This is a genomic window from Streptomyces sp. NPDC088766, from assembly GCF_044750845.1.
Classification (GTDB): Bacteria; Actinomycetota; Actinomycetes; order Streptomycetales; family Streptomycetaceae; genus Streptomyces.
In genome coordinates, this window is sequence record NZ_JBIVKQ010000001.1 from 576675 (window position 1) to 598692 (window position 22018).

At 70.8% G+C, this 22018-nt stretch carries 17 protein-coding genes and 1 riboswitch; of the genes, 10 read left to right on the top strand and 7 right to left on the bottom strand.

The window, feature by feature from the left end; translation table 11 throughout:
- The first annotated feature begins 41 nt into the window (after nucleotides 1–41).
- From ACIP5W_RS02570 to ACIP5W_RS02590, 5 genes are all read left to right on the top strand, one after another.
- Nucleotides 42–1301 (top strand): HD-GYP domain-containing protein, encoded by a 1260-nt coding sequence (locus tag ACIP5W_RS02570; RefSeq protein WP_401465527.1) that lies wholly within the window; start codon nucleotides 42–44, stop codon nucleotides 1299–1301.
- Nucleotides 1302–1406: 105 nt separating this feature from the next.
- Entirely contained in the window at nucleotides 1407–2387 is a 981-nt protein-coding gene (locus tag ACIP5W_RS02575) for a tetratricopeptide repeat protein (RefSeq protein ID WP_401465530.1), read from the top strand.
- 70 nt (nucleotides 2388–2457) lie between these two features.
- Entirely contained in the window at nucleotides 2458–3108 is a 651-nt protein-coding gene (def, locus tag ACIP5W_RS02580) for a peptide deformylase (protein ID WP_401465533.1), read from the top strand.
- Between the two features lie 272 nt (nucleotides 3109–3380).
- Nucleotides 3381–4490 (top strand): epi-isozizaene synthase, encoded by a 1110-nt coding sequence (cyc1, locus tag ACIP5W_RS02585; RefSeq protein ID WP_401465536.1) that lies wholly within the window; start codon nucleotides 3381–3383, stop codon nucleotides 4488–4490.
- Nucleotides 4487–5857: a cytochrome P450 gene (locus ACIP5W_RS02590; RefSeq protein WP_401465539.1), complete on the top strand. Its 1371-nt coding sequence runs from the start codon at nucleotides 4487–4489 to the stop codon at nucleotides 5855–5857. Before cyc1 ends, ACIP5W_RS02590 begins: the two co-directional genes overlap by 4 nt.
- A 25-nt stretch (nucleotides 5858–5882) precedes the next feature.
- Here ACIP5W_RS02590 and ACIP5W_RS02595 read toward each other — a convergent pair whose 3' ends face one another.
- The 6 genes from ACIP5W_RS02595 to ACIP5W_RS02620 all read right to left on the bottom strand — a co-directional run bounded on the left by ACIP5W_RS02595 (nucleotide 5883) and on the right by ACIP5W_RS02620 (nucleotide 13678).
- A complete protein-coding gene (locus ACIP5W_RS02595) occupies nucleotides 5883–6845 on the bottom strand; it encodes a GlxA family transcriptional regulator (RefSeq protein ID WP_401465542.1) in 963 nt (320 codons plus the stop codon).
- Nucleotides 6846–7056: 211 nt separating this feature from the next.
- Nucleotides 7057–8067, bottom strand: a complete 1011-nt coding sequence (locus tag ACIP5W_RS02600; protein WP_401465545.1) for a ribonucleotide-diphosphate reductase subunit beta — start codon at nucleotides 8065–8067, stop codon at nucleotides 7057–7059.
- Complete coding sequence (locus tag ACIP5W_RS02605; protein ID WP_401465548.1) at nucleotides 8067–10436, bottom strand: ribonucleoside-diphosphate reductase subunit alpha; 2370 nt, start codon at nucleotides 10434–10436, stop codon at nucleotides 8067–8069. The genes ACIP5W_RS02600 and ACIP5W_RS02605 overlap by 1 nt, the downstream gene beginning before the upstream one ends.
- Nucleotides 10437–10560: 124 nt before the next feature.
- Nucleotides 10561–10704: riboswitch (cobalamin riboswitch) on the bottom strand.
- Nucleotides 10705–10886: 182 nt separating this feature from the next.
- Nucleotides 10887–12527, bottom strand: a complete 1641-nt coding sequence (mctP, locus tag ACIP5W_RS02610; RefSeq protein ID WP_401465551.1) for a monocarboxylate uptake permease MctP — start codon at nucleotides 12525–12527, stop codon at nucleotides 10887–10889.
- Complete coding sequence (locus tag ACIP5W_RS02615) at nucleotides 12524–12790, bottom strand: DUF3311 domain-containing protein (protein WP_401465554.1); 267 nt, start codon at nucleotides 12788–12790, stop codon at nucleotides 12524–12526. The genes mctP and ACIP5W_RS02615 overlap by 4 nt, the downstream gene beginning before the upstream one ends.
- Nucleotides 12791–12913: 123 nt before the next feature.
- Nucleotides 12914–13678: a GntR family transcriptional regulator gene (locus tag ACIP5W_RS02620; protein WP_401465557.1), complete on the bottom strand. Its 765-nt coding sequence runs from the start codon at nucleotides 13676–13678 to the stop codon at nucleotides 12914–12916.
- 421 nt (nucleotides 13679–14099) lie between these two features.
- Between ACIP5W_RS02620 and ACIP5W_RS02625 the strand changes: the two genes are divergently transcribed.
- The 4 genes from ACIP5W_RS02625 (at nucleotide 14100) to ACIP5W_RS02640 (ending at nucleotide 19059) form a co-directional block, all read left to right on the top strand.
- A complete protein-coding gene (locus ACIP5W_RS02625; RefSeq protein ID WP_401465560.1) occupies nucleotides 14100–15383 on the top strand; it encodes an extracellular solute-binding protein in 1284 nt (427 codons plus the stop codon).
- Between the two features lie 324 nt (nucleotides 15384–15707).
- Entirely contained in the window at nucleotides 15708–16697 is a 990-nt protein-coding gene (locus ACIP5W_RS02630; protein ID WP_401465563.1) for a carbohydrate ABC transporter permease, read from the top strand.
- Nucleotides 16694–17557 (top strand): carbohydrate ABC transporter permease, encoded by an 864-nt coding sequence (locus tag ACIP5W_RS02635; protein WP_401465566.1) that lies wholly within the window; start codon nucleotides 16694–16696, stop codon nucleotides 17555–17557. Before ACIP5W_RS02630 ends, ACIP5W_RS02635 begins: the two co-directional genes overlap by 4 nt.
- A gap of 8 nt (nucleotides 17558–17565) precedes the next feature.
- Nucleotides 17566–19059: a glycoside hydrolase family 3 protein gene (locus ACIP5W_RS02640; protein WP_401465569.1), complete on the top strand. Its 1494-nt coding sequence runs from the start codon at nucleotides 17566–17568 to the stop codon at nucleotides 19057–19059.
- Between the two features lie 76 nt (nucleotides 19060–19135).
- Here the strand turns inward: ACIP5W_RS02640 and nagB are convergent, their stop codons facing one another.
- On the bottom strand, nucleotides 19136–19921 hold the full coding sequence (nagB, locus tag ACIP5W_RS02645) for a glucosamine-6-phosphate deaminase (protein WP_401465572.1): 786 nt from the start codon (nucleotides 19919–19921) through the stop codon (nucleotides 19136–19138).
- A gap of 572 nt (nucleotides 19922–20493) precedes the next feature.
- Between nagB and ACIP5W_RS02650 the strand changes: the two genes are divergently transcribed.
- Entirely contained in the window at nucleotides 20494–21960 is a 1467-nt protein-coding gene (locus ACIP5W_RS02650) for a sensor histidine kinase (RefSeq protein ID WP_401465684.1), read from the top strand.
- The last annotated feature ends 58 nt before the right edge of the window (nucleotides 21961–22018 follow it).

Sequence of the window (22018 nt, forward strand, 5' to 3'; positions counted from 1 at the left end):
GCTCTTCCCGAAGCTGCTCCGGCACGACACGGAACCCGGGAGTGAACGGCCGCCGCCGTGCGGCGCGCGCCTGCCGGCCCCTGCGCGTGCTGCACGCCTCCGCCGGGCTTCTCGTCGGGGTGTCCCTCCTGACCGTCCTCCGTTCGGGTCTGGCGGAGCGGTCGGTCGCGCTCGCGTTCGGGCTGCTCGTGGCCGTCGGCGAGGTGACCCGGGGGAGCGGGCCCGGGCCGCGCGAGGCCGCGCCGCTCGGCGCCGCCGCCGCCCTGTCGTACGCGCTGCTCGGGGAGCATGCCGGGCATGCCACGCGGCACGGGACCGCCCAGGTCGTCTCCGTCGTGGCGGCCGCCTCGCTGCTCGGCAGCGTGCCGCATCTCGCGCGGGGACAGGGGCCCGTCCTGGACCACCTCGTCCGGCGCGTGCTGGCCGTCGGGTTTGCCGCCGTCTGCTTCCAGCCCCTTTACAACCACGGGGTGTTCGACCGCTGGAGCGGCCCCGCCTACGCGCTGCTGCTGCTCGCCCTGCTCGTCCTCACCACCCTGTGCGAAGCCGTCGTCGCCGCCGCGCTCGCGCACTCCCGCACCGGCTGGCCGTTCCCGCCGCTGCTCCGTGACGAGTTGCGGTCCGTGCCGGGGATCGGGTCGGCGGTGTGCGCGACCGGCGCGGTGATGGCACTGGCGGTGGCCGTCGTCGGCCTGTGGGCGCTGCCGGTGTTCTCGGTGCCGCTGCTGCTCACCCAGCTGTCCCTGCGCCGGTACGCCGCCGTCCGCGCCACCTACCGGCAGACCATCGCCTCGCTGGCCCGCGCCACCGAGATCGCCGGGTACACCCCGGCCGGGCACGCCCGCCGGGTCGCCTGGCTCAGTCAGGCGGTCGGCCGGGACCTGGGCCTGACGGAACCGGAGCTGACCGTGCTGGAGTACGCGGCCCTGATGCACGACATCGGTCAGCTCAGCCTCGTCGACCCGGTCCCGGCCGGGGCCACGGCCGGTCTGCCGCCGGCCGAGCAGCGGCGCATCGCACTGCTGGGCGGGGCCGTCGTCCGCCGGACCGGGGTGAGCGCGCAGGTCGCGACGGTGGTGGAGCGCCAGGCGGACCCCTACCCTGAGCAGCCGACGGCCGCGCGGATCGTGCGGGTGGTCAACGCCTACGAGGAGAAGGCGCGTGACGCCGGCCCCGGCGGGCCGCTCACCGCGCTGGAGGAACTGCGGCTGGGCGCCGGCGGGGAGTACGCCCCCGACGTGGTGGAAGCCCTGGCCAGGGTCCTGTCGCGGGACTGTCTGACCCTGCCCGCGGGTGGGTAACCCATGGGTAATGAGCGGCCCTCCAGCCACACGTGGTTGGATGCGAGGGAGAGAGTGTCCGGGGGCACTGGCCAGCCCACAGAACGGAACTGGCAGGCGGGAATCGTGAGGATCTTCGGCAAGGGACGGCACCGGCCCTCCGCCTCCTGGCGGCAGGCCACCGACCGCGCGTTCACGCTGATCGGGGACGGCCGGTACGAGGACGCGGGCGCGCTGCTGACCCGTGCCGCCGACCTGGAACCCTGGCTGTCGGAGTCCTGGTTCAACCTCGCCCTGCTGCACAAGTTCCGGCACGACTGGGAGCAGGCCCGCACCGCGGGGCTCCGCGCCGTCGCCCTGCTCGACCGGGAGACCGGCGCCCCCGACTGGTGGAACGTCGGCATCGCCGCCACCGCCCTCCAGGACTGGCCGCTGGCCCGGCGCTCCTGGCAGGCCTACGGGCTGCACGTCCCGGGCGGTGCCAGCGCCGCCGGCGAGCCACTCGGCATGGACCTGGGCAGCGCCGCCGTACGGCTGTCGCCCGAGGGGGAGGCCGAGGTGGTGTGGGGGCGGCGGCTGGACCCCGCGCGGACCGAGGTGCTGTCGATCCCGCTGCCGTCCTCGGGGCGGCGCTGGGGCGAGGTCGTCCTGCACGACGGGGTGCCGCACGGCGAGCGCACCACCTCCGTCGGGCACTCCTATCCCGTCTTCGACGAGATCGAGCTGTGGGCGCCCTCCCCCGTCCCCACCTGGGTGGTCCTGCTGGAGGCGGCCACGGAGACGGACCGCGACGCGCTGGAGCAGCTCGCCTCCGACGCGGGCTTCGCCGCCGAGGACTGGTCGTCCTCCGTACGGCTGCTGTGCCGGATGTGCTCCGAGTCGCGGATGCCGTCCGACGAGGGCGACGGCGAGCATCTCGACCCGCACGATCACAGTGAGCCGGGACACCCCGGGCCGCTCGGTCACCGCACCGACGGACAGCTGTGGGTGCCCGAGCGGGAGTGCGGGGTGGCCGCGCCGGCCTCGCTGGTGAGAGGGCTGCTGGACGGCTGGGTCGCGGACAGCCCGGACTCCCGTGACTGGCGGGACCTCGAAGAGGTCTGCTGAGACCCGGAGCCGGATCCCTTTAGGCTGTACTCGTAGGTTTCTCCAGGTTGCAGGAAGGCATACGTCGGTCATGGCGCAGCAGGACACCGATCACCAGCACGCGGGAGTGCTCCCCGTGGACGACGAGGGCTTCGTCATCGACACCGAGGAGACGGAGGAGCGCGAGCGGGCCTGGCGGGACGCCGGGACCTCGCGGCCCATCACCGTCGTCGGGAATCCGGTGCTGCACAAGGAGTGCAAGGACGTCACCGAGTTCGGCGAGGAACTCCAGCAGCTCGTCGCGGACATGTTCGCCTCGCAGCACACCGCCGAGGGCGTGGGCCTGGCCGCCAACCAGATCGGCGTCGACCTCAAGGTGTTCGTCTACGACTGCCCCGACGACGACGGCGTCCGGCACACCGGTGTGGTCTGCAACCCCGAGCTGGTCGAACTGCCCGCGGACCGGCGCCGGCTGGACGACAGCAACGAGGGCTGTCTGTCGGTTCCCACCGCGTACGCGCCGCTGGCCCGGCCCGACTACGCCGAGGTGACCGGCCGGGACGAGAAGGGCAACCCGATCAAGGTGCGCGGCACGGGCTACTTCGCCCGGTGTCTGCAGCACGAGACGGATCACCTGTACGGGTACCTCTACATCGACCGTCTCTCCAAGCGCGAACGCAAGGACGCACTGCGGCAGATGGCCGAGAACGAGCCGCGCTACCCCGTGGTCGCCAACGACTGAACCGCCCCGCCCTCCGTCCGACGCCCGACCGGGATCACCACCGGCCGGGCGTCGTTCGTGTGTCCGACGCGGGGTCGGCCGCCCTCGCCGCCCACTGATCCTCAACCGGTCACGCAAGGGGGATTCTCGGCGTGTCGGGGTAGTGAATGAAGCAAATACGTTCCCAGGAAGGTCAGTTGTAGTGCTGAATGGGAAGTGCGGAGATACGCGACGGCGCACGCCCGGCACGGCGGGAGGGGTGTGTGCCGACTGGCGGCTGAGAGGGGTTGTTCGTGCCAGCTTTCCCATACAGCACCACATACCGCACCACATGCCGGTCCGTAGGGACCGTGACCGCGGTCGCGGTCCCCCCGTCGCTCTCCCTTCCGGTCATCGAGGCGGTGTTTCCCCGGCAACTGCATCCGTATTGGCCCCGGTTGCAGGAGAACACGCGATCGTGGCTGCTGGAAAGGCGACTCATGTCCCCGGACAAGGTCGCGGAATATGCCGACGGCTTGTGCTACACCGATCTGATGGCGGGCTACTACCTCGGCGCACCCGACGAGGTCATGCAGGCCATCGCCGACTACAGCGCGTGGTTCTTCGTCTGGGACGACCGGCACGACCGTGACGTCGTGCACGGCCGGGCCGCCGCCTGGCGGGAGCTGCGGCTCCGCCTGCACGAGGCCCTCGACTCCCCGAAGGAGCACCTGCGGCACGACGATCCGCTGGTCGCCGGACTCGCGGACAGTGTGGGCCGGCTGTACTCCTTCCTCCCCGACACGTGGAACGCGCGGTTCGCCCGGCACTTCCACGCGGTGATCGAGGCGTACGACCGCGAATTCCACAACCGGGTGGCAGGGCGCGTCCCGGGCGTGGAGGAGTATCTGGCCCTGCGCCGGCTCACCTTCGCGCACTGGATCTGGACGGACCTGCTGGAACCGAGTGCGGGTCGCGAACTCCCGGACCCGGTGCGAAAACACCCGGCCTATCGGCGCGCGGCTCTGCTGAGCCAGGAATTCGCCGCCTGGTACAACGACCTCTGCTCCCTCCCGAAGGAAATAGCGGGCGACGAGGTGCACAATCTCGGAATCAGTCTCGTCACCCATGAAGGACTGACGCTCGAAGAAGCGGTCGAGGAAGTCAGGCGGCGCGTCGAGGAATGCATATCCGAATTCCTCGTCGTCGAGAAGGACGTGCTGAGGCTGGCCGACGGGCTGGCCGACGGGACGGTCCCCGGAAAAGAACTCGGCGCCGCCGTGCGCGCCTGCCTCGCGAACATGCGGAACTGGTTCAGTTCCGTCTACTGGTTCCACCACGAGTCCGGCCGCTACATGGTCGACAGCTGGGACGACCGGTCCACGCCCCCGTACGTCAACAACGAAGCGGCAGGTGAGAAATGACCGTCGAGTCCGTGAAACCCGTGACGTCCGACGCATCGGAACTGCGCGAGCCGCCCCTGGCCGGTGGCGGGATTCCGCTTCTCGGCCACGGCTGGAAACTCGCCCGCGACCCGCTGGCCTTCATGGCGCAGCTGCGCGACCACGGCGACGTCGTCCGCATCAGGCTCGGGCCGAAGACGGTGTACGCCGTCACCACGCCGGCCCTCACCGGGGCGCTGGCCCTGAGCCCCGACTACATCATCGCCGGACCCCTGTGGGAGTCCCTGGAGGGCCTGCTCGGCAAGGAGGGCGTGGCCACCGCCAACGGTCCGCTCCACCGCCGCCAGCGGCGCATCATCCAGCCCGCGTTCCGGCTCGACGCCATCCCCGCCTACGGGCCGATCATGGAGGAGGAGACGCGCGCGCTCGTCGAGCGCTGGAAGGGCGGCGAGACGATCGACTGCACCTCGGAGTCGTTCCGGATCGCGGTGCGGGTCGCGGCCCGCTGCCTGTTGCGCGGGCAGTTCATGGACGAACGCGCCGAGCGGCTGTGCATCGCGCTCGCCAGCGTCTTCCAGGGCATGTACCACAGGATGGTGGTACCCCTCGGACCGCTCTACCGGCTGCCGTTTCCGGCCAACCGCGAATTCAACCGGGCGCTGGCCGATTTGCATCTCCTGGTCGACGAGATCGTCGCCGAACGCCGGGCATCCGGTCAAAAGCCGGACGATTTGCTGACGGCATTGCTGGACGCGAAGGACGACAATGGCGACCCGATCGGGGAACAGGAGATCCACGACCAGGTCGTCGCGATACTCACCCCCGGCAGCGAAACCATCGCTTCCACGATCATGTCCCTGCTGCTGGTACTCGCGGACCACCCGGAACAGTCGGACAAAGTGCGTGCCGAGGTCCGGGAGGTGACCGGAGGACGGCCCGTCGCATTCGACGACGTGCGCAGGCTCACGCACACCAACAACGTCGTCGTCGAGGCCATGCGTTTGCGTCCGGCCGTATGGATATTGACGCGGCGGGCGGTCACCGACACCGAACTCGGCGGCTGTCGCATTCCGGCCGGGGCCGACATCGTGTACAGCCCGTACGCGATCCAGCGCGACCCGCGGTCCTACGAGCGGCACCTGGAGTTCGATCCCGACCGCTGGCGCCCCGAGCGGTCGAAGGACATCCCGAAGTACGCGATGCGGCCGTTCAGCCTGGGCAACCGCAAGTGCCCGAGCGACCACTTCTCGATGGCGCTGCTCACGCTGGTCACGGCGGTCCTCGCGGACGGGTTCCGCTTCGAGCAGGCCCCCGGCTCGGTCGACGCGACCCGGGTGGGCATCACGCTGCGTCCCCAACGGCTGCTGCTCAAGCCCGTCCCGCGGTGAGGCCGTGCGCGCCGCCGGCGTACGTTCAGGCGGCCTCGGGGCCGCGGAACGTACGCCGGTAGGCGTTCGGGGTGGTGCCCAGCGTCCGCACGAACTGGTGCCGCAGCGCGCCCGCCGTGCCGAAGCCGGTGCGCCAGGCGATCGCGTCCACCGTCTCGTCGGACGCCTCCAGCAGATGCTGGGCGAGCAGCACCCGCTGGCGCAGGATCCAGCGGTAGGGCGTGGTGCCCGTCTCCTGCTGGAAGCGGCGGGCGAAGGTGCGCGGTGACATGTGGGCGCGGGCGGCGAGCTGCTCGACGGTGACCTCCTGGTCGAGGTGCTGCTCCATCCACGCGAGCACCTCGCCCACGGTGTCGCAGGACGAACGCGGCAGCGGCCGCTGGACGTACTGGGCCTGGCCGCCGTCCCGGTGCGGCGGTACGACCATCCGCCGGGCGATCCCGTTGGCGACCTCGGGCCCCTGTTCCTTGCGCACCAGATGCAGGCAGGCGTCGATGCCGGCGGCCGTGCCGGCCGAGGTGATCACCGGGTCCTCGTCCACGTAGAGCACGTCGGGCTCGACACTCGTGCGCGGGTACTCGCGGGCGAGCCGCTCCGCGTGCCGCCAGTGCACCGCGCAGCGCCGCCCGTCCAGCAGTCCCGCCGCGGCCAGCACGAACACCCCGGAGCACACGCTCAGCACCCGGGTTCCGCGGTCCACGGCCCGGCGCAGCGCGTCGAGCAGCTCGGGCGGGAACTCCCGTTCCGCGTACGTGTCGCCGGCCGGTACGGCGATCAGGTCGGCGCTCTCCAGCCGTTCGATCCCGTGCTCCGTGCCCACCGTGAACCCCGCGTGGGTGGACAGGACGGGTCCCTCGGCCGAGGCGACGGCGAAGTCGTAGACCGGCAGCCCCTCGTCACTGCGGTCGATGCCGAACACCTCGCAGACGACACCCAGTTCGAAGGGGTGCACACCGTCGAGGAGAATTGCGGCCACGTTCTTCAGCATGCGGCCAGTGTGCGCCCGAGGTGGCAGGAATTCAAAGGTGTACGGCAGTCCTGCCACTGTCAGGAGTGTCGTGCTCGCACGATGCTTACCTCATGAACGCACTCACCGACATCCTCACGGTCCTGGCCGTCTTCCTCCTCCTCACGGGTCCGGCGCTCGCGGGACTGGCCCACGAGCGCCGGATCGACCGCCGACTGCGCGGACCGCGGACTCAGAAGTCCTCGTCCAGGTCCACGGTGCCCTCCACCGCGACCTGGTACGCCGACGGACGGCGCTCGAAGAAGTTGGTCAGCTCCTGAACACCCTGCAACTCCATGAAGGAGAACGGGTTCTCCGAGCCGTACACCGGGGCGAAGCCGAGGCGGCTGAGCCGCTGGTCGGCGACGCACTCGAGGTACTGGCGCATCGAGTCGGTGTTCATGCCCGGCAGGCCGTCCCCGCACAGGTCGCGGGCGAACTGCAGCTCGGCCTCGACGGCCTCCCGCAGCATGTCGGTGACCTGCTCCCGGAGCCTGTCGTCGAACAGCTCCGGCTCCTCCTTGCGGACGGTGTCGACGACCTCGAACGCGAAGGACATGTGCATGGTCTCGTCACGGAAGACCCAGTTGGTGCCGGTGGCGAGGCCGTGCAGCAGACCCCGGCTGCGGAACCAGTAGACGTAGGCGAAGGCCCCGTAGAAGAACAGGCCCTCGATGCAGGCGGCGAAGCAGATCAGGTTGAGCAGGAAGCGGCGGCGGTCGGACACCGACTCCAGCCGGTCCAGCTTCTCCACCGAGTCCATCCAGCGGAAGCAGAACTCGGCCTTCTCCCGGATGGACGGGATGTTCTCGACCGCGTCGAAGGCGGCGGCGCGGTCCTCCGGGTCGGGAAGGTAGGTGTCCAGCAGGGTCAGGTAGAACTGGACGTGCACGGCCTCCTCGAACAGCTGCCGGCTCAGGTAGAGCCGCGCCTCGGGGGAGTTGATGTGCTTGTACAGCGTCAGCACCAGGTTGTTCGCCACGATCGAGTCGCCCGTCGCGAAGAACGCGACCAGCCGCCCGATCAGGTGCTGCTCGGCGGGCGTCAGCTTCGCCAGGTCGGTGACGTCCGAGTGGAGGTCGACCTCCTCGACGGTCCAGGTGTTCTTGATGGCGTCCCGGTAGCGCTCGTAGAAGTCGGGGTAGCGCATCGGGCGCAGGGTCAGCTCGAAGCCCGGGTCGAGCAGGTTCTTGTTCTCAGGCATTACTGGCAGGCCTCGCAGGACTCGGGGTTTTCGAGGGAGCAGGCGACGGCCTCTTCGGGGGCCGGCTGCTGCACCGGGATCGGGGCCTGCGCCCGTGCCGCGCGGGCGATGCGGGTCGCCGGGCGGGAGCGCAGGTAGTACGTCGTCTTCAGGCCCGACTTCCAGGCGTACGCGTACATCGAGGAGAGCTTGCCGATCGTCGGCGTCTCCAGGAACAGGTTCAGGGACTGCGCCTGGTCCAGGTACGGGGTGCGGGCGGCGGCCATGTCGATCAGGCCGCGCTGCGGGATCTCCCACGCCGTGCGGTACAGCGCCCGTACGTCCTCGGGGATCCAGGTGAAGGACTGCACCGAGCCGTTGGCCTCGCGCAGGGCCTCGCGGGTGCGGGCGTCCCAGACGCCCAGCTCCTTGAGTTCCCGCACCAGGTAGGAGTTGACCTGGAGGAACTCGCCGGACAGCGTCTCGCGCTTGAACAGGTTGGAGACCTGCGGCTCGATGCACTCGTACACACCGGCGATGGACGCGATGGTGGCGGTCGGCGCGATGGCCAGGAGCAGCGAGTTGCGCATGCCGGTCGCCGCGACGCGCTCGCGCAGGGCCGCCCAGCGCTCCGGCCAGGTGAACTCGACGCCGTAGTGGTCGGGGTGCAGCACGCCCCGGGCGGTGCGGGTCTTCTCCCAGGCGGGCAGCGGGCCGTTGCGCTCGGCGAGGTCGGCGGAGGCCTCGTACGCGGCGAGCATGATCCGCTCGGCGATCCGGGTGGACAGGGCCCTGGCCCCGGGCGAGTCGAAGGGCAGCCGCAGCTTGAAGAAGACGTCCTGCAGGCCCATCGCGCCCAGCCCGACCGGGCGCCAGCGGGCGTTGGAGCGGCCCGCCTGCTCGGTCGGGTAGAAGTTGATGTCGACGACCCGGTCGAGGAAGGTGACGGCGGTGCGGACGGTCTCGTCCAGCCGCTCCCAGTCGATGACCTCGGTGGCCCCGGGGTCCGTGACGACGAACGCGCCGAGGTTCACCGAACCCAGGTTGCAGACGGCCGTCTCGCCGTCGTCGGTGACCTCCAGGATCTCCGTGCACAGGTTCGAGGAGTGGACCACGTGGCCCGGTTCGGCGGTCTGGTTGGCGGTGCGGTTGGCCGCGTCCTTGAAGGTCATCCAGCCGTTGCCGGTCTGCGCGAGGGTGCGCATCATGCGGCCGTACAGGTCGCGGGCCGCGATGGTCTTCCTCGCGAGGCCCGCGGCCTCGGCCGCGCGGTAGGCCGCGTCGAACTCGTCGCCCCACAGGTCGACCAGCTCGGGCACGTCGGCAGGGGAGAACAGCGACCACTGCCCGTCGGCGTCGACCCGCCGCATGAACTCGTCCGGCACCCAGTGCGCCAGGTTGAGGTTGTGCGTACGGCGCGCGTCCTCACCGGTGTTGTCGCGCAGCTCCAGGAACTCCTCGATGTCGGAGTGCCAGGTCTCCAGGTAGACCGCGGCCGCGCCCTTGCGCCGGCCGCCCTGGTTCACGGCGGCTACCGAGGCGTCCAGGGTCTTCAGGAACGGCACGATGCCGTTGGAGTGCCCGTTGGTGCCGCGGATGAGGGACCCGCGCGAGCGGATGCGGCTGTACGACAGCCCGATGCCGCCGGCGTGCTTGGAGAGCCGGGCGACCTGGTGGTAGCGGTCGTAGATGGAGTCCAGCTCGTCCAGGGGGGAGTCGAGGAGGTAGCAGGACGACATCTGCGGGTGCCGGGTGCCGGAGTTGAACAGGGTGGGGGAGGAGGGGAGGTAGTCCAGGCGGCTCATCAGCCCGTAGAGCGCGGCGACCTCGTCGACGGACCTCGCCGTGTCGTCCTCGGCGAGGCCGCTCGCCACCCGCAGCAGGAAGTGCTGGGGCGTCTCGACCACCTTGCGGGTCAGCGGGTGGCGCAGCAGGTAGCGGCTGTGCAGGGTGCGCAGGCCGAAGTAGCCGAAGCGGTCGTCGGCGTCCGTGTCGACCAGCGCGTCGAGCCGGGCGGCGTGCAGTCGCACGAACTCGGCGGTGCGGTCGGCGATCAGCCCCTCGCGGTGGCCGACGGCGACGGATGCGGTGAAGGAGGTGACGCCCTGGGAGGCGGCCTCGGCGCGGATGCCGATCGTCAGCAGCCGGGCGGCCAGCCGGGAGTAGACGGGGTCCTCGGAGATCAGACCGGCGGCCGCCTCCGTGGCCAGCTCGCGCAGTTCCGCCTCGTCCGCCCGCGCGGACCGGCCCCGCAGGGCGGCGGCTGCGACCCGGCCGGGGTCGGCGTCGGGGAGGTCGGCGGTCAGCTCGGTCAGGGTCCGCAGCAGTGCGGTTCCGGGACCGTCGGTCTCCGGGGCCGCTGAAGCCGGTTCGGCTGGCGCGATGGTCACGTGGGGCTCTCCCTCGCTCGGCGGGGCCTTGCGCAGGGCAGGGGGGGCAGCACACGAGCGCGGGGGCGCGTCGCGTCCACCGGCCCATTCCGCGAGGCCCGGACGTCAGGGCACCCGAGCCGGACGGACCGGGTGCGCTGCCGGCAGGTGCTCGGACTGACCATGCGTGCGCATATGGGTATGCGCGCACGCAAGTACACCGTTGCGGGACAGTTCCGGATTCGCACCGGATTCCCCTGCGGCGACAGCGAGCATGAGCATACATCTTGTGCCGGGCTGCCGTGCGACCCCCAGATGTTGTGTCGGACCGGCTTCGCAGCGTCAAGTCCGAGGAGCCGGAGCCCAGTCCCCGCGGTACGGGCGCGTACGGCAGCGGGCCACCGGGACGACTGGCCCTCGGCGGCCCGCTGCGGGATGTGGACGGGTGTGGTGGGCGGGGATGCCCCGCGGCTAGTGCCCCGCTCTCGCCCCCGCTTCCGCCGTCGCCGGCGGCAGTTCCACCTGGACGCCCGGGTCGCCGGCGTCCGCCGTGTAGTCCGACGGGGAGGTCTCGTCGACGCCCTCCGGGGCCTTGAGCGCCTTCAGGACGAAGGTCAGCACCACCGTCACCACCACGTTCAGCACGAACGCCGTCAGACCGATGTAGCCGATCTCGCCGATGCCGGGGATCTCCTTCGACGAGCCGCCGAAGTGCGCCTGCGTCGGGGAGGCGACGCCGTACGCCGCGAACGTGCCGTAGACCATGCCGACGGCCCAGCCGGCCAGCAGGGCCCAGCGGTGGAACCAGCGGGTGAACAGGCCGCCCACCAGGGCCGGGAAGGTCTGCAGGATCCAGATGCCGCCCAGCAGCTGGAAGTTGATGGCGACCGTCTTGTCCATGGTGAGGACGAAGACCAGCGCGCCCACCTTCACCAGCAGCGAGACCAGCTTGGAGACACGGGTCTCCTCCTTGGGAGTGGCGTCCGGCTTGATGAAGTCCTTGTAGATGTTGCGGGTGAAGAGGTTCGCGGCCGCGATGGACATGATGGCCGCCGGCACCAGCGCGCCGATGCCGATCGCCGCGAAGGCCACGCCCGCGAACCACGCCGGGAACATGTCCTCGAAGAGCTGCGGGATCGCCAACTGGCCGTTGGTGACCTTCACTCCGGCGGCGATCGCCATGAAGCCCAGCAGGGCGAGCAGACCGAGCATGAGGGAGTACAGCGGCAGGATCGTGGTGTTGCGGCGGATCACCTCACGGCTGCGCGAGGACAGCGTCGCGGTGATCGAGTGCGGGTACATGAACAGTGCCAGCGCGGAGCCCAGCGCCAGCGTGGCGTACGTCCACTGGCCCGCCTCGGCCGGGGCGAGCGCGCCGCGCGGCTTGCCCGTCGCCGGGTTGGTCTGCGCGAAGGCGTCGCCCGCCTTGGCGAAGACGTCGTCGAACCCGCCGAGCTTGATGGGGATGTAGATGATCGCCACCGCGATGACGATGTAGATCAGCGTGTCCTTCACGAACGCGATCAGCGCGGGCGCCCGCAGCCCCGACGAGTAGGTGTACGCCGCGAGCACGCCGAAGGCGATCAGCAGCGGCAGGTCCTTGACGAACCAGTTGGTGTTCTCGCCGCCGCCGACGCCCATCACGTCCAGCACGGCCTGGATGCCGACGAGCTGGAGCGCGATGTAGGGCATGGTGGCCAGGATGCCGGTGACGGCCACGGCCAGGGACAGCCCCTTGGAGCCGAACCGGCCGCGCACGAAGTCCGAGGTCGTCACGTACCCGTGCCGGTGCGACACCGACCACAGACGCGGCAGGAACGTGAAGATCAGCGGGTAGACGAGGATCGTGTACGGCACCGCGAAGAAGCCCGCCGCGCCGGCCGCGTAGATCGCCGCCGGGACCGCCACGAACGTGTAGGCCGTGTACAGGTCGCCGCCGAGCAGGAACCAGGTGACCCAGGTGCCGAACGACCGGCCGCCCAGGCCCCATTCGTCGAGGCTGTGCTCGTCGGCCGCCCTGCGCCAGCGCGCGGCCAGGAAGCCCATGACCGTGACGGCCAGGAAGAAGAAGATGAAGACGGCGAGTGCGACGCCGTTCACGCCGTCCTTCACTTCGCCGCACCCCCGTCCCGGTTCCTGCGGCCGCGCTGGTCGAGCTGCCACAGCTTGTAGGCGGTCACGGTGAGCGCGGTGGACAGCAGCACCCACAGCATCTGGTACCAGTAGAAGAAGGGGATGCCGATGAACGCGGGGTCGGTCTTCGCGTACGAACCGACCCACAGCATCGCCACGAAGGGCGCGAACAGGCACAGGCCGATGACGACGCGCAACGGCGTCACCACCGGCCCTGTGGTCACTTCTGGGGCTTCTGACATCGGGCGGCTCCGTCCCCTAGCAGATCACGTGCGACGCGCACGAAATGTAGGGGACGGATAAAGGGAAGCGGAAGACCTCGTCCGGATATCGGTCCCGCCGCTCCGCGAAGTGCCTCAACAGAGCTAGTCCACAGGCCGCTTGAGCCGTGCGACGAACTTGTACCGGTCCCCCCGGTACACCGACCGCACCCACTCCACCGGCCGGCCCTCCTTGTCCACGGAGTGGCGGGACAGCATCAGCATCGGCAGGCCGACGTCCGTGCCGAGCAGGCCCGCCTCGCGCGGGGTGGCCAGGGAGGTCTCGATGGTCTCCTCGGCCTCGGCCAGGTGGACGTCGTAGACCTCGGCGAGCGCGGTGTAGAGGGACGTGTACCTCACCAGCGACCTGCGCAGGGCCGGGAAGCGCTTGGCCGACAGGTGGGTGGTCTCGATGGCCATCGGCTCGCCGTTGGCCATGCGCAGCCGTTCGATGCGCAGCACGCGGCCGCCCGCGGTGATGTCGAGCAGCTCGGCGAGGCGGTCGTCGGCCGTGATGTAGCCGATCTCCAGCAGCTGCGAGGTGGGTTCGAGGCCCTGGGCGCGCATGTCCTCGGTGTACGACGTGAGTTGGAGCGCCTGGGAGACCTTCGGCTTGGCGACGAAGGTGCCCTTGCCCTGGATGCGCTCCAGCCTGCCCTCGACGACCAGCTCCTGGAGCGCCTGGCGCACGGTGGTGCGCGAGGTGTCGAACTCGGCCGCCAGCGTGCGCTCGGGCGGCACCGGCGTGCCGGGCGACTGCGTCTCGGTCATGTCGAGGAGGTGCTTCTTCAGGCGGTAGTACTTGGGCACGCGCGCGGTACGGACGGTCGCCCCACCCTCGTTCTCCGCACTGCTGACGTCGGTGCTCATGGCCTGCCTTCCCGGCTCCGGGTGCCGAACCGGCCGACGTTGCGTCGGCCATGGCTCACATCGTGGCACGGGTTCGTGGGCGGGGTATCCAGTGCGGTGACCTCGCGCGCTCCGTGATCTCCTCTGTATACCTCTGGGACCTCCGTTGGTCTAGTCCAGCACGCCCTCGCGCGTGGCTGGTTCGTTCCACCTGAGGGGGCCGATCAGTCGCCCCCGAATTGAAAAGTCCCTGCATATCGCGGTCCCGTAACGGACGACTCGGCCCCGGTCGAACACCCTTGACAGCCCTATTGGTCTGAGCCAAGCTCCCGGTACTGGTCTACACCATTGGTCCAGGTCCTGGCCCCACGGACGGTACGCGTTGACGCTCGACCGCGGCGGGGAGGCAGGGGGGTTTGTGGCATCCCTGAGGAGGGTTGGCGTGAAGCGCAAGCTGATAGCCGCGATCGGTATCGCGGGCATGATGGTCTCCATCGCGGCGTGCGGGGACGACAAGGACAGCGGGGGCTCGGACAAGGGCGCCGACGCCAAGGAGCTGACGGTCTGGCTGACCGTCGACGCGCAGAACAACTGGCCCGACCTGGTGAAGGCCGCGGACGCGGCGGTGCAGAAGAAGCACCCCGGCGTCAAGATCACCCACGAGTACTACGGCTGGCCCGACAAGAACGCCAAGCTCGACGCGGTGCTCGCCACCGACAAGGCCCCCGACGTGGTCGAGATGGGCAACACCGAGATGCTCGGCTACATGGTCAAGGGCGCCTTCGCCCCCCTGGACGCCGCCGCGTTCGACAACTCCTCCGCCTGGCTGGACGGCCTCAAGGCCTCGGTGACGTACGAGGACAAGACCTACGGCGTGCCGTACTACGCGGGTGGCCGCGTCGGCAACTGGCGCAAGGACCTCTTCGCCGCCGCCGGCGTCAAGGCGGCCCCGAAGACCTACGCGGAGCTGACCGCCGCCCTGGACAAGGTCCAGAAGAAGGAGGGCGACAAGTTCAGCGCCTGGTACCAGCCCACCCGCGACTGGTACGCGGCCATGTCCTTCGTCCACGACGCCGGCGGCTCCATCGCGAAGGAGGAGGGCGGCCAGTGGAAGGGCAACCTCTCCTCGCCCGAGTCCGTCAAGGGCCTCACCGAGTTCAAGAACGTCGTCGACACGTACATGCACGGCGACAAGACCAAGGACGAGTCCGACCGCTACATCGTCTACGGCCAGGGCAAGTCCGGCATGATCTTCGGCGCGGCCTGGGAGGGCGGGACCGCCGAGGCCCCCGAGAACGACAAGAGCGGCAAGCTCAAGGGCAACCTCGAGAACTTCGTGATGCCCGGCCCGTCCGGCAAGAACCTCCCCGTCTTCCTGGGCGGTTCCGACCTCGCCGTCCCGGTCAAGTCGGACGCGCAGGAACTCGCCGCCGAGTGGATCAACGCGTTCACCGGTCCCGCCGGCCAGAAGGGCCTGATGGCCAAGGGCAACCTGCCCAACAACAAGACCGACCTCGCGACCCTGAAGAACGACCCCAAGACGGCCGTTCCGGCCACTGCGGCCGAGTCCAACTGGTTCGTCCCGATGGCGCCCGGCTGGGGCCAGGTCGAGAAGGCCCAGGTCCTCCAGACCATGCTGCAGAGCATCGGCACCGGCAAGAAGACCGTCGAGGAGGCCGCCAAGGAGGCGGACGCCGCGATCGACAAGGTCATCAACACCAAGTGACGACAAACGGGGCTCCGCCGCGGCGGAGCCCCGCCGTCCGTACCACCTGCGGGGCGTCCGCCCCGCCCGCCTGACGGGGCCCGGCCCCCGTGGCCCCGCGGGGACTCTGCCGCCGTCCGGCTCACGGGGCCCCGCCGCCCGTCCGGCCCGCGGGGCCTCGCCCCGCCTTCGACCTGCGGGGGCTCCGCCGCCGTTCGACCCGCGGGGCTTCGCCTCCCGTCCGACCCGCGGGGCCCCGGCCGCCGTACATCCGCGGGGGTGCGCCGCCGTACACCCACGGGGCCCGGCCTCCGTACGACCTGAGGGACCGCTGAGGAGCGCGCGATGAGTGCCGCAGACACGACCACCCCCGCCAAGGTGCCGCCGCCGCGGCCCGCACCGCCACCGCCGCCCGCACCACGGCGGCCCCGCGCCGAGGGGACCTCCGCCGGCGCCGGGACCCCCTGGCTGCTGCTCGCCCCCTGCCTGCTGGTCCTCCTGCTGGTGATGGGCTATCCGCTCGTCCGCCTGGTCACCCTCTCCTTCCAGAAGTTCGGGCAGTCCCAGCTGTGGGGCTTCCAGCCGGCCGAGTCGGTCGGGTTCGACAACTTCACCAAGGTGCTGGGCGACGGCGAGTTCTGGGCGGTCGTCGTGCGCACGATCGTCTTCGCGGCCGGCTGCGTCATCTTCACGATGGTCGTCGGCATGCTGATCGCGCTGCTGCTCCAGCGGGTGTCCGGCTGGGTGAAGACGCTCGTCAACATCGCGCTGGTGGCCAGCTGGGGCATGCCGATCATCGTGGCCACCACGGTCTTCAAGTGGCTGTTCGACGCGGACTACGGCATCCTCAACGCGGTCCTGAGCAGGCTGCCCGGCGTCGACCTGATCGGCCACAACTGGTTCGCGAGCGGGCCGCAGGGCCTGGCCGTGATCATGCTGCTGGTGATCTGGGGAGCCGTCCCGTTCGTCGTGATCACCCTCAGCGCCGGTCTCACCCAGGTCCCCAAGGAACTGGAGGAGGCCGCCCGCCTCGACGGCGCCGGCGCCTGGGGCGTCTTCCGGTACGTCACCCTGCCCATCCTCAAACCGATCATCGTGATGCTCACGACCCTGTCGGTCATCTGGGACATGGGCGTCTTCCCGCAGGTCTTCGTCATGCGCAACGGCCATCCCGAGGCCGAGTTCCAACTGCTGACGACGTACTCCTACGACCGCGCCTTCGTCGTCAACGACTACGGCCAGGGCTCGGCGATCGCCCTGATCACCGTGCTCCTGCTGCTCGGCGTGGTCGCCGTGTACATGCGCCAGATGCTGAAGATCGGAGAGGTCGAATGAGCGCCATCGCCACCGCGAAGAGCGGCTCCGGCGGCCCGGGCCGCCGGAGGTCCAAGCTCGGCTGGAACCTCGTCGGCCTCCTGGTCTTCGTCGTCGCCGGCTTCCCCGTCTACTGGATGCTCAACACCGCGTTCAAGCCGGCGAAGGACGCCATCGACCCGGACCCGAGCCTGCTGCCCACCTCGCTGACCCTCTCCAACTTCGGCCGGGCGATGGACATCGCCGACTTCTGGGGCCCGGTCGCCCGCAGCCTCGTCGTCTCGCTCGCGGTCGTCGCGATCGGCGTCGTCGTCGGCATGCTGGCCGCCCTCGCCATCTCCCGGTTCGCCTTCCGCGGCCGCAAGATCGTGATCGTCGGCATCCTCGCGGTCCAGATGGTCCCGCTGGTCGCCATGATCATCCCGGTCTTCCTGCTCCTGAACGACCTGGGCCAGTACGACCGGCTGACCGGCCTGATCATCACCTACCTGACCTTCATCCTGCCCTTCACCGTGTGGACCCTGCGCGGCTTCATCGTCAACATCCCGAAGGAGCTGGAGGAGGCCGCGATGGTCGACGGCTGCTCCCGCACCGGCGCCTTCGTCCGCGTCGTCTTCCCGCTGCTCGCCCCCGGCATGGTCGCCACCTCGGTCTACGGCTTCATCCAGGCCTGGAACGAGTACCTCTACGCCCTGATGCTGCTCAGCCAGAAGAACCAGACCGCCACCGTCTGGCTGAGCAACTTCTCCACCAAGCACGGCACCGAGTACGCCCCGATGATGGCCGGCGCCACCATGATGGCCGTGCCGATCGTCGTGCTGTTCCTCCTCGTCCAGCGCAAGATGGCCGCGGGTCTCACCGCGGGCGCCGTGAAGGGATAACGCCCCCGATGACGACACTCGCCAGCGGCACCGACACTCTGACGCGTGACGCCCTGACAGTCCTGCAGCCCGGCTTCGCCGGCACCAGCGCCCCCGACTGGCTGCTGCGCCGGCTCGGCGAGGGCCTGGCCGCGGTCGGCCTGTTCGGCCGCAACATCGCCTCCGCCGAACAACTCGCCGCGCTGACCTCACAGCTGCGCGCCGAACGCGACGACGTGCTCGTCGCGATCGACGAGGAGGGCGGCGACGTCACCCGCCTCGAGGTGCGGACCGGCTCCAGCTTCCCCGGCAACCACGCCCTGGGCGCGGTGGACGACGTGGACCTGACCCGGCAGGTCGCCTTCGAGCTGGGCCGCCGCCTCGCGGCCTGCGGGGTCGACCTCAACTGGGCCCCCTCGGCCGACGTGAACTCCAACCCCGACAACCCGGTGATCGGCGTACGGTCCTTCGGCGCCGACCCCGGCCTGGTCGCCCGGCACACCGCGGCCTACGTCACCGGCCTGCAGGCGGCCGGCGTCGCCGCCTGCACCAAGCACTTCCCCGGCCACGGGGACACGGCCGTCGACTCCCACCTCTCCCTGCCCCGCATCGACGTGGACCCGGCCGTGCTGGCCGAGCGCGAACTGGCCCCGTTCCGCGCCGCCATCGCGGCCGGCAGCCGGGCCGTGATGAGCGCGCACATCCTGGTCCCGGCCCTGGACCCGGACCACCCGGCGACCCTGTCCCGCCGCGTCCTGACGGACCTGCTGCGCGGCGAACTCGGCTACGACGGCCTGATCGTCACCGACGGCATGGAGATGCGGGCGATCGCCGGCACCTACGGCATCGAGCGCGGCAGCGTCCTGGCCGTCGCGGCCGGTGCCGACGCCATCTGCGTGGGCGGCGGCCTCGCCGACGACGAGACGGTACGACGCCTGCGCGACGCCCTCGTCGCCGCGGTCCGCACCGGCGACCTCCCGGAGGAACGCCTCGCCGACGCGGCCCAGCGGGTCCGCGCCCTGGCCCGCTGGACCGCCTCCGCCGCGGCCTCCCCGTCCGCAGGCCGGGCCGGCGCGCACCCCGACATCGGCCTCGTCGCCGCCCGCCGCGCCCTGCGCCGCACCGCCGCCGGCCCCTTCACCCCGCTCACCGACGCCCCGTACGTGGCCGCCCTCACCCCGGTCGCCAACATCGCCGTGGGCGACGAGACGCCCTGGGGCGTGGCCGCGGAGCTCGCCCGGCTCCTGCCCGGCACCGAGACGGACGGCTTCGCCGGCGAGGACGCGGGACACGCGGCACTGATCGCGGCCGGAGAGCGGCGGATCGTGGCCGTGGTCCGCGACGAGCACCGCCACCCCTGGATGACGGCGGCCCTGGACGTCCTCCTCGCCGCCCGCCCCGACACGATCGTCGTCGAGATGGGCGTCCCCCGGTCCCCGGCCCGCGGCGCCCTCCACCTCGCCACCCACGGCGCGGCCCGGGTCTGCGGGCGGGCGGCTGCGGAGGTCATCGCGGGCGGGTGACAGCCCCTGCGACAGGACAGGCGCCGGATCCCTTCTAAGGGATCCGGCGCCTGTGGCGTCGCGCGGGGACCGGGCCTCAGATTCCCTGCCAACCGGGCTTGTGGGCGTAGGTGTGACGGAAGTAGTCCGCGAGCTTCAGCTTGGACGCGGCACCCTCGTCGACGACGACGGTCGCGTGCGGGTGCAGTTGGAGTGCCGAGGCGGGGCAGACGGCCGCCACCGGTCCCTCGACGGTCGCGGCGACGGCGTCCGCCTTGCCCTCGCCGGTGGCGAGCAGCACCAGGTGCCGTGCCTCCAGGATGGTCCCGATGCCCTGGGTGACGACGTGGTGCGGGACCTGTTCGATGTCCCCGTCGAAGAACCGCGCGTTGTCGATCCGGGTCTGCTCGGTGAGCGTCTTGATCCGCGTACGGGAGGCCAGCGAGGAACAGGGCTCGTTGAACCCGATGTGCCCGTCCGTCCCGATCCCGAGCAGCTGGAGGTCGACCCCGCCGGCCGCCGCCAGCGCCCGGTCGTAGGCCTCGCACGCGGCCTGTACGTCCTCGGCGGTGCCGTCCGGCCCCAGAAAGGCGTCCATGCCGATGCCGAGCGGCTCCAGCACCTCCCGGCGCAGCACCGAGCGGTAGGACTCGGGGTGCTCGGCGGGCAGGCCGACGTATTCGTCGAGCTGGGCGATGCGCGCCCGCGAGGTGTCGACGGCGCCGGACCGCACCCGGGCCGTCAACGCCTGGTAGACGGGCAGCGGGGTGGAACCGGTGGCCACGCCGAGCAGGGCGTCGGGCTTGCGCCGCAGCAGCTGTGCGATGGCCTCGGCGACGAGTTCGCCGCCCGACCTGGCGTCCGCAACGATGACAACTTCCACGCTGGCCTGCCGTTCTGGAGAGGGGCTCGACGGGGCCCGAAAGGGCCTATGTGGTTTAGACCAATCTAACAGAACCGGGTATCCCCGCCCAGGTGGCGGCGGAGCCGGAGGCGGCGGGAGAGGGGTCGCGGCGGCGGTGGAGGCCGGCCGGTTCCCGAGCGGTCCGGAAACCGCCCCGTCATCGGGCTCCGCAGAGGGGCCCGCACAGGCTAGGCTGCGTCATGGATGCTAGGGCGTCCGAATATCCGCCCCGGCTGACGAACGCACAGGCTCCCGCGCATGGACAGCCAAAGTGGTCTAGTCCACAATGGTGGGGTCGCACAGCAGACTTCCGCCTTCCCCGCACAGGAAGGCGGACCGAGGACCCGGAGCTCTCTGCCCTGACTGCCCCGGATCCTCACCGTCGGCCGACGGGACCGCACACCCCGCGGCCGGTATTGCTCCGGGCTGCGGTGCCGGGAGGGCTGAGGGTCCCTCTCAGGCGCCGCGGCCCGCGGGTGTCTCCGGGCGCGTGCCGCCGGCGGTTTTAGGCCCCGCACATACCCCCAGGTACGCTCGCAGGCGTGCCCTCCATGAACGAACTCGTACGCCAGCACACCGCACTCGGCGACTCCGACCTCGAGTGGCTGCACCTGCTGGTCTCGGAGTGGCAGCTGCTCTCCGACCTCTCCTTCGCCGACCTGGTCCTGTGGGTCCCCACGCGCGACGGCACCCGCTACGTCTCCGTCGCCCAGATGCGCCCCAACACCGGACCCACCTCCTACCAGGACGACATGGTCGGCCACCTCGTCCCGCGCGGCCGCCGCCCCCTGCTGGACGCCGCCCTCGACGAGGGCCGGATCGTGCGCGAGGGCGACCCGGAGTGGCGCGAGGAGGTCCCCGTCCGGGTCGAGTCCATCCCCGTGCGGCGCGAGGGCCGGGTGCTCGGCGTGATCGCCCGCAACACCAACCTGCTCACCGTGCGCACCCCGAGCCGCCTGGAGCTGACCTACCTCCAGAGCGCCTCCGACCTGGCGCAGATGATCGCGGCCGGTTCCTTCCCGTTCCCCGACCAGCAGATGGACATGGACGCGGCCCCGCGCGTCGGCGACGGCCTGATCCGCCTCGACGCCGACGGGGTCGTCCAGTACGCCTCCCCGAACGCGCTCTCCGCCTACCACCGGATGGGCCTCGCCTCCGACCTGGTCGGCCACAACCTCGGCCTGACCACCGCCGAACTCGCCCCCACCCGGGGCCCGGTGGACGAGGCGCTCGCCAAGGTCGCCAGCGGCTGGGCGCCGCGCGAGTTCGAGATCGAGGCGCACGACGGCGTCATCCAGTTCCGGGCCATCCCGCTCAAGCCCAAGGGCACCCGCATCGGTTCGCTCGTCCTGCTCCGGGACGTCACCGAACTGCGCCGCCGCGAGCGTGAGTTGATCACCAAGGACGCGACCATCCGGGAGATCCACCACCGGGTGAAGAACAACCTCCAGACCGTGGCCGCCCTCCTCCGGCTCCAGGCCCGCCGGATCGAGTCCGAGCGGGGCAGGGAGGCCCTGGAGGAGGCGGTCCGACGTGTCGGCTCGATCGCCATCGTCCATGAGACGCTGTCCCAGAACCTGGACGAGCGCGTGGAGTTCGACGAGATCGCCGACCGTGTCCTGGCGATGGTCGCGGAGATCTCGCCGGGCAAGGTGACCGGCCGGCGCACCGGACGCTTCGGCATCCTCGACGCGGAGGTCGCCACCCCGCTGTCCATGGTGCTCACCGAGATCCTCCAGAACGCGCTGGAGCACGGCTTCCGCGAGGGCGACACCGGCACGGTCGAGGTATCGGCGGTCCGCGGCGGCACCACCAAGGAGGGCCGCCTGCTGGTCACGGTCCAGGACGACGGCGTCGGCCTGCCCGAGGGATTCGACCCGCACACCTCGGGCAACCTCGGCCTCCAGATCGTACGGACTCTGGTGGAGGGGGAGTTGGGGGGATCCTTCGACATGGTCCCGGCGCCGGAGCGCGGTACGCAGGTGATCCTGGACATTCCGGTGCGGGCGCAGAAGTGACTCCCGGCCGGGCACAGCAAGAAGCCCCGGACCGTCCAGGGGTCCGGGGCTCGAATGC

Excerpts from the sequence above, each read along its gene's own strand:
- ACIP5W_RS02600 (WP_401465545.1), bottom strand. The coding sequence starts at position 8,067 with ATGCCTGAGAACAAGAACCTGCTCGACCCGGGCTTCGAGCTGACCCTG.
- ACIP5W_RS02650 (WP_401465684.1), top strand. The coding sequence starts at position 20,494 with ATGAACGAACTCGTACGCCAGCACACCGCACTCGGCGACTCCGACCTC.
- ACIP5W_RS02620 (WP_401465557.1), bottom strand. The coding sequence starts at position 13,678 with ATGAGCACCGACGTCAGCAGTGCGGAGAACGAGGGTGGGGCGACCGTC.
- def (WP_401465533.1), top strand. The coding sequence starts at position 2,458 with ATGGCGCAGCAGGACACCGATCACCAGCACGCGGGAGTGCTCCCCGTG.
- ACIP5W_RS02595 (WP_401465542.1), bottom strand. The coding sequence starts at position 6,845 with ATGCTGAAGAACGTGGCCGCAATTCTCCTCGACGGTGTGCACCCCTTC.
- ACIP5W_RS02640 (WP_401465569.1), top strand. The coding sequence starts at position 17,566 with ATGACGACACTCGCCAGCGGCACCGACACTCTGACGCGTGACGCCCTG.
- ACIP5W_RS02590 (WP_401465539.1), top strand. The coding sequence starts at position 4,487 with ATGACCGTCGAGTCCGTGAAACCCGTGACGTCCGACGCATCGGAACTG.
- ACIP5W_RS02615 (WP_401465554.1), bottom strand. The coding sequence starts at position 12,790 with ATGTCAGAAGCCCCAGAAGTGACCACAGGGCCGGTGGTGACGCCGTTG.
- ACIP5W_RS02635 (WP_401465566.1), top strand. The coding sequence starts at position 16,694 with ATGAGCGCCATCGCCACCGCGAAGAGCGGCTCCGGCGGCCCGGGCCGC.
- ACIP5W_RS02630 (WP_401465563.1), top strand. The coding sequence starts at position 15,708 with ATGAGTGCCGCAGACACGACCACCCCCGCCAAGGTGCCGCCGCCGCGG.